Origin of the sequence: Gilliamella sp. Imp1-1 (assembly GCF_001690415.1) — a bacterium.
Lineage (GTDB): Bacteria > Pseudomonadota > Gammaproteobacteria > Enterobacterales > Orbaceae > Gilliamella > Gilliamella bombi.
In genome coordinates this window covers 25,801-32,824 of sequence record NZ_LZHK01000076.1, presented here as the reverse complement: position 1 = coordinate 32,824, position 7,024 = coordinate 25,801, and the positions used below count along the sequence as shown (strand labels likewise).

General features: G+C 35.3%; 6 protein-coding genes and 1 tRNA gene. 2 read left to right on the top strand and 5 right to left on the bottom strand.

Annotated features, from left to right (window positions below):
* Nucleotides 1–83: 83 nt before the first annotated feature.
* Nucleotides 84–239: an integrase core domain-containing protein gene (locus tag A9G38_RS06990; RefSeq protein ID WP_141671754.1), complete on the top strand. Its 156-nt coding sequence runs from the start codon at nucleotides 84–86 to the stop codon at nucleotides 237–239.
* Nucleotides 240–403: 164 nt separating this feature from the next.
* On the opposite strand, the gene A9G38_RS06985 is transcribed toward A9G38_RS06990, so the two are convergent.
* Nucleotides 404–479: transfer RNA gene (locus A9G38_RS06985), tRNA-Lys, on the bottom strand.
* Nucleotides 480–696: 217 nt separating this feature from the next.
* Here A9G38_RS06985 and A9G38_RS06980 point away from each other — a divergent pair.
* On the top strand, nucleotides 697–1,368 hold the full coding sequence (locus tag A9G38_RS06980) for an OmpW family outer membrane protein (RefSeq protein WP_034912868.1): 672 nt from the start codon (nucleotides 697–699) through the stop codon (nucleotides 1,366–1,368).
* A gap of 49 nt (nucleotides 1,369–1,417) precedes the next feature.
* On the opposite strand, the gene A9G38_RS06975 is transcribed toward A9G38_RS06980, so the two are convergent.
* From A9G38_RS06975 to A9G38_RS06960, 4 genes are all read right to left on the bottom strand, one after another.
* Nucleotides 1,418–4,276 carry a valine--tRNA ligase gene (locus A9G38_RS06975; protein WP_034912865.1) on the bottom strand — a complete coding sequence of 953 codons (2,859 nt, stop codon included), beginning with the start codon at nucleotides 4,274–4,276 and terminating at the stop codon, nucleotides 1,418–1,420.
* A 193-nt stretch (nucleotides 4,277–4,469) separates the two neighbouring features.
* Nucleotides 4,470–5,318, bottom strand: coding sequence for a pantoate--beta-alanine ligase (gene panC, locus A9G38_RS06970; RefSeq protein WP_034912860.1), 849 nt, complete (start codon nucleotides 5,316–5,318; stop codon nucleotides 4,470–4,472).
* A 5-nt stretch (nucleotides 5,319–5,323) separates the two neighbouring features.
* Nucleotides 5,324–6,178, bottom strand: coding sequence for a 3-methyl-2-oxobutanoate hydroxymethyltransferase (gene panB, locus A9G38_RS06965; protein ID WP_034912857.1), 855 nt, complete (start codon nucleotides 6,176–6,178; stop codon nucleotides 5,324–5,326).
* A complete protein-coding gene (locus A9G38_RS06960) occupies nucleotides 6,175–7,017 on the bottom strand; it encodes a Rossmann-like and DUF2520 domain-containing protein (RefSeq protein ID WP_034912851.1) in 843 nt (280 codons plus the stop codon). The genes panB and A9G38_RS06960 overlap by 4 nt, the downstream gene beginning before the upstream one ends.
* Nucleotides 7,018–7,024: the final 7 nt, after the last annotated feature.

The following is a 7,024-nucleotide window of genomic DNA, read 5'->3' as shown; positions in this document are numbered from 1 at the left end:
CCGTATTAATCAAAAATTCACCAAACCCGCCTGCCCACAAACGAATGGGAAAGCCGAAAGAGTGATACGAACTTTGAATTGCGATGTGGCATAATCAGCATATATTTAGCGATTCAATAGATAGAAAACAAAAACTGAAACGCTTTATTAATTTTTATAATACCGTTAAACCACATAAAGCGATTTCAGGGAAAACGCCTTATGAGTTTTTAGAGGATTATTTTAACCATGAAGTGTAAACAACTCTGCGTTTTCCTACAGTTTATTACTAGCCAACTTAGTCAAGAAAGTTTGTATACAAAACATATACACAATTCAGTGCAACTTGATGCAAATAACTTTTAGCTTAGCTATTTATCTTATAATATTTTTTGGAATTAGATAAGAGTTTAAATAAGAAGAATGGTGGGTTGTGAGGGGATCGAACCCGCGACCAATTGATTAAGAGTCAACTGCTCTACCGACTGAGCTAACAACCCACTTAAATATTTCCGTTTATTTTATATAAATTATATTAATAATGCAAGTTATCAATTTAATTTTATTTGTCAGGAATTTTGATATAAATCTCAGAAATATCAAATTCAGTATTATAATATTGTAAAATAAAATTAGTTATAAAATCAATATTATTTATCTAACTAAAACTTGTTGTCATAATTTACATTAATTCGGAATTTAACTTTGGAGGCAAAAATGAAAGTATCATCAATTACAATGCTTATCTCAATGGGATTAGTAAGCTCTTTGGCTTATGCTCATACAGCAAATGAAATTATAATTCGTGGAGGACCGGTTTATGTTCATCCTCAAGATAAAAGTGATCATGTTAAAGTAGGTGGAGTAAAAAGCGATCTAAAAGCAAAGGCAGATAACGATCCCCAACTTGGATTAAACTTTCAATATATGGTTACTGATAATATTGGTGTCGAATTGCTAGCTGCAACGCCTTTTAGCCATCAGCTTAAGTTAGGTGGTGGTAATTCAACAGGCCTTTCTGGTGCTCATTTAGGAAAAATTAAACACCTACCGCCAACATTAAGTGCTGTTTGGTATCCGCTTGATTCGCAATATGAGTTTCAACCTTATCTTGGAATGGGCATAAACTACACCTTCTTTTTTGATGAAAAACTCAATGGTGAAGCTAAAAAGGCTGGGTTCCATGGTTTAGATCTTGATAGTTCCTGGGGCTGGGCAACACAGGTTGGTGCTGATTATACTTTCAATGAAAATTGGCTCGTTAATGCTCAAATACGTTATATTGATATTGAAACGAAAGCAACTACACATTTAGGCAATACAAAAGTGACAGCCAATTATAAGCTTGATCCTTGGGTTGCTATGATTGGAGTTGGGTACAAATTTTGATTTAATAAGTATAAAAGCCTCTCATTTGAGAGGCTTTTTATTATTAATATTAAAGATTTTTTATCAGCAAATATTGTTCTTGCAGTTTGGCTTTATCATTAATATAACCTTGTTGTTTTTCTTTCTCTTTAGTGACCACTGCCGCAGGTGCTTTATCAACAAAGCTTGCGTTAGATAACTTGTTTGCAATCCGCATAATTTCACCTTCAATGCGTGCAATTTCTTTTTCTAAACGAGCAAGTTCATTTTCTTTATTAATTAATCCTACCATAGGTATTAATAATTCCGCACCGTCAACTAATTTAGTTACTGATAAAGGTCCAGTTTCATTTTCATCTAATAAGACTATTTCAGATAATCTTGCTAATGATTCAATAAAACTAATATTATTGCTAGTAATTCGATGCACTGTTGGTGACGCTTTACGAATTAATAACTGTAGTGGCTTACTTGGTGCAATGTTCATTTCTGCACGAATATTACGTACAGCAATTACCGCATCTTTTATCCAATTAATATCTGCAACTGCCTCATCATTTGAAGACTGGTTATCAAAAATAGGCATTGGTTGTAACATAATGGTATCAGCTTTAATATCCATTAGTGGTTTTACATTTTGCCAAATTTCTTCCGTTATAAATGGAATAATTGGATGAGCCAGACGTAATAGAGCTTCTAATACAGTCACTAACGTATGACGAGCTGCACGTTGCTGCGATGTTTCGCCATTAGCTAAAATGGATTTCGTTAGTTCTAAATACCAATCACAGAACTGGTTCCAAGTGAATTCATATAAAATATTAGCAGCCAAATCAAAACGATAAGTATCAAATGCCTCACGATAATTTTTAACTGTTTGATTAAATTCAGCCAAAATCCATTTATCAGCTAGCGAATAATCTAAATCTCCTCCTTTAAAACCACAATCATGCTGCTCAGTATTCATTAACACATAACGGCTTGCATTCCATAGTTTATTACAGAAATTACGATAACCTTCTAAACGTTTTAAATCCCAATTAATATCACGCCCTGTTGATGCTAGTGCTGCGAGTGTAAATCGTAGTGCATCAGTACCATGCGTTTCAATGCCATTTGGGAATTGCTTTTCTGTTCGCTTAGCAATTTTCTCAGCAAGTTGTGGTTGCATCATATTGCCTGTTCGTTTTTTTAACAAATCAGCTAAAGAAATACCATCAATCATATCTAAAGGATCGATAACGTTTCCTTTAGATTTTGACATTTTTTGTCCTTCTTCATCACGAATTAGACCTGTGACATACACCGTTTTAAATGGGACTTGCGGTTTTCCATGTTCATCTTTTATAAAATGCATGGTCATCATGATCATTCTAGCTACCCAAAAGAATATAATATCAAAACCGGTCACTAGCACATTCGTTGGATGAAACGTGGTTAAGTCGTCAGTATTTTCTGGCCAACCTAACGTTGAAAATGTCCAAAGCGCAGACGAGAACCAAGTATCAAGCACATCTTCATCTTGCTCTAACTCAATATCATTTGACAAATTATTTTCACGTCGTACTTCAGCTTCATCACGCCCCACATATACATTACCTTGTTTATCATACCACGCAGGAATACGGTGTCCCCACCATAATTGACGGGAAATACACCAATCTTGAATATCATTCATCCAAGAAAAATACATGTTTTCGTATTGTTTTGGTACGAACTGAATATCGCCATTTTTGACCGCATCAAGGGCTGGTTTTGCGAGCACTTTGGCTCGCACATACCATTGGTCCGTCAACATAGGTTCAATAACAACACCGCCACGATCACCATAAGGAATGGTTAAATCATGAGGTTCTATTTTTTCCAAAATACCTAGTTTTTCACATTGTGCAAGAATAGCTTTACGGGCAGCAAAACGCTCTAAATTCTGAAATTCTAATGGTATATCAGTTGAATATAACGTGCTAGGTTCTCCGTTAGTATCAAATACTTCAGCTTGTGTACGAATATTACCATCAAAAGTTAGGATATTTATCATTGGTAACTGATGACGATGCCCAACTTCATAGTCATTAAAGTCATGAGCAGGTGTGATTTTTACACAACCAGTACCTTTAGTCATATCGGCATGTTCATCACCAATAATAGGAATGCGACGATTTACGAACGGTAATACTACAAATTTACCAATCAGATCTTTATAGCGTGGATCTTCAGGATTAACAGCAATACCTGTGTCACCGAATAATGTTTCAGGACGAGTTGTGGCGACAACTAAATAATCTTTTCCTTCTGATGTTTTCACACCATCAGCAAGATGATAACGTAAGTGCCACATTGAACCTTTCACTTCACGATTTTCGACTTCAAGATCAGAAATAGCGGTACGCAGTTTTGGATCCCAATTAACTAAACGTTTGCCGCGATAAATCAGATCTTCTTGATATAATCTAACAAAAACTTCCTTAACGGCATTGGATAAGCCTTGGTCCATTGTAAAACGCTCACGCTCCCAATCAACTGAATCCCCTAAACGACGCATTTGCTTTGTAATGCTGCCACCTGATTCAGCTTTCCATTGCCAGATTTTTTCGATAAATGCATCACGACCATAATCATGACGAGTTTTGTTTTCTTCTGCAGCAATTTTCCGCTCTACAACCATTTGCGTTGCTATACCTGCATGATCGGTTCCTGATTGCCACAAAGTATTATTGCCCTGCATACGATGATAACGAATTAAGGCATCCATAATAGTTTGTTGAAATGCATGCCCCATATGTAAACTCCCAGTTACATTTGGTGGTGGGATAGCAATACAGTAACTTGGTTGGGACTTATCGCCATTGGGTTTGAAATACCCACTTTCTTCCCAATGTTTGTAAATAGGTTGTTCAATTTCTTGTGGATTATAAGTCGTATTTTTCATAATTAGTGCATAAATCCTGATTTAAGGCATAAAATTTTGACCATTCTACAGTAAAATAGCTAAACAATAAATTGGCAGAATAATAAACTCGTTGATTTAATCTTTTTAAAAAATTTTTATTACACGACAAATGACAAAAAAACCGCTTTATATCAAGCGGTTTTATATATCTATCACCAAAATATTGTTATAACTAGGGATGTTGATATATAAAATTATCAATTAACCGTGTTTTACCAATATAAACGGCTAACGCACATAAGCTATCTTGCTCAAGCATATCAACCGATTGTAAAGATGTTAGATCAACAAATTCAATATAATCAATTTTAGCTAAGGGTTGATTGGTTATAAGCTCATGCATAACTTTTGTAATAACAGTTACTGACTTTTCTCCCTGCTTTATCATTGCTTTGGCACTTTCTATAGCTTGATAAAGGCAAACAGATGCGGATCGTTCGCTTTCGGACAAATAACTATTACGCGAGCTTTTAGCTAGCCCATCAGCTTCACGCACAATCGGACAACCAACAATCTCAATATTAAAATTCAGATCATTTACCATACGTTTAATTACAGCTAGCTGCTGTGCATCTTTCTGACCAAAATAAGCACGATCAGGTTGCGTAATATTGAATAATTTTGTGACAACAGTGCAAACACCTTTAAAATGCCCTGGACGCTTTTGTCCACATAATGCGTTGGTTAAACCATTAACATCAACATAGCTACTAAAATTAGGAACATACATTTCATTAACAGTTGGGCAAAAAATCAAATCTACCCCCATCTGCTCACAAGCAATTTTATCTCTATTTAAATCACGAGGATAGCTGGCTAAATCCTCAGAAGGACCAAACTGGATAGGATTAACAAAAATGCTCACAATTACTTTTTGGTTTTCCTTTTTAGCCGCAGCCATTAGACTTTGGTGACCCTCATGCAAATATCCCATTGTTGGAACAAGCCCTATACTATACCCAGCTTGACGCCAAGCTTTTACTTGTGCTTGGACTTCTTTAATTGTACTTACAATATTCATTTGTATTAGCCCTTATGGTTAATAGTAAATTCAAGCTTGAGTTTCTCTATAACATTATCTTCAATAGAAAACTCATGATTTGTAGCTGGGAACTGTCGATTATTAACTTCTTGGCAATACAATTTAAAAGCTTGTTTCATTTGTTCACCAATCGATGCAAAAGATTTCACAAATTTTGACGAAATACCATCATACATTGATAACATATCTTGATAAACTAGCACTTGCCCATCACAATCCCCCCCCGCTCCAATGCCAATCGTCGGAATATTAACTAATTGTGTGATAAATTTCGCTAAACCTGCCGGAACACACTCAAGCAAAATAGCTGCAGCACCAGCTTTTTCAACCGCTAATGCATCAAGAACAATATTTTTAGCATGTTCATAATCCTTACCTTGAACTTTATACCCACCTAAAGCAAGTACAGATTGTGGCATTAACCCAATATGCGCTACAACAGGAATAGATGCTTGTGTAATCATTTTGATATGTTCATAAAATGCTTGCCCACCTTCAAGTTTCACTGCTTGAGCTTGCCCTTCTTTGATTAAACGACCTGAATTTAAAACCGCATCATATACAGACGTGTGATAAGACATAAAAGGTAAATCTGTCACCACAAAAGCTGACTTAGCGGCTCTTGCTACTGCTTTGGAATGGTGAATCATATCCTCCATAGTAACCGATACAGTACTATCATAACCTAACATCACCATTCCTAAAGAATCACCGACTAACAGACAATCTATACCACTTTCGTCCATTAATTTGGCTGTAGTATAATCGTATGCAGTTAACATGGTAATTTTTTGTTGATTTTGCTTGCGTTTTTGTAGTGTAAGAATTGTATTTTTCAAGGTAACAGCTCCAGCTCTAATTGTCGATAATCCTTATTTGGATGTTTTGTCCGACTAATATTAAGTAAAATAGTTGATAATTGTAGATAAATCGGCTTGAGTTCATCAGGCATTGCCATAATATGTTGTTTGATAGTTTCAATATCACCACGTTCGACAGGTCCAGTCAAAGCATTGATCACTCCTACTTTACCAATATTATTTGCATTTCCTAGAAATAATGGATGCCAAGCCTGTTCACTAAATTCAGCATCTAGTGTACATTGTTTAAACAAATCAACACCGATTTGAACCAATGCAATAACTTGATTACTTAACATAACACAAGCAGCATGATACAACGGTTTTTTACTTGCAGGTAAAATTGCTAAAGGATTATTTAGTGGAGCTAATGTGGCTCGTAATTGAGGGATAATATTTTCATTTGCTTCAAGAGTAAAAGAGATACCTGACATTGCCATATAGCAACTAAATCTATCATAAATAGCATATAAAGGATGCAAAGAAAACGCAAATGGGTGAACAACCTTATGTTGACTAAAAATATGCGATGTTAACAGACCACTACAATGACCAATCCATTTGTTAGCAATAGATAATTGACAAAGTTCTTGCCAAACTGTGACTATTTGACCATCAGGTACTGTGACTAATATGCAATCACTATCATTAACTAATTCAGGTAAAGAAGTATAATGTTGGCTTTGAGTAAAATCACTTGCCTCTTTTGCATGTTCATAGGTTTGGCTATAAAATCCAGAAATCTGCATTCCACATAAAGAAAAATACTTAGCTAAAGTACAACCTACTTTACCTGCACCGATAAAACCAATAATCATTACAACT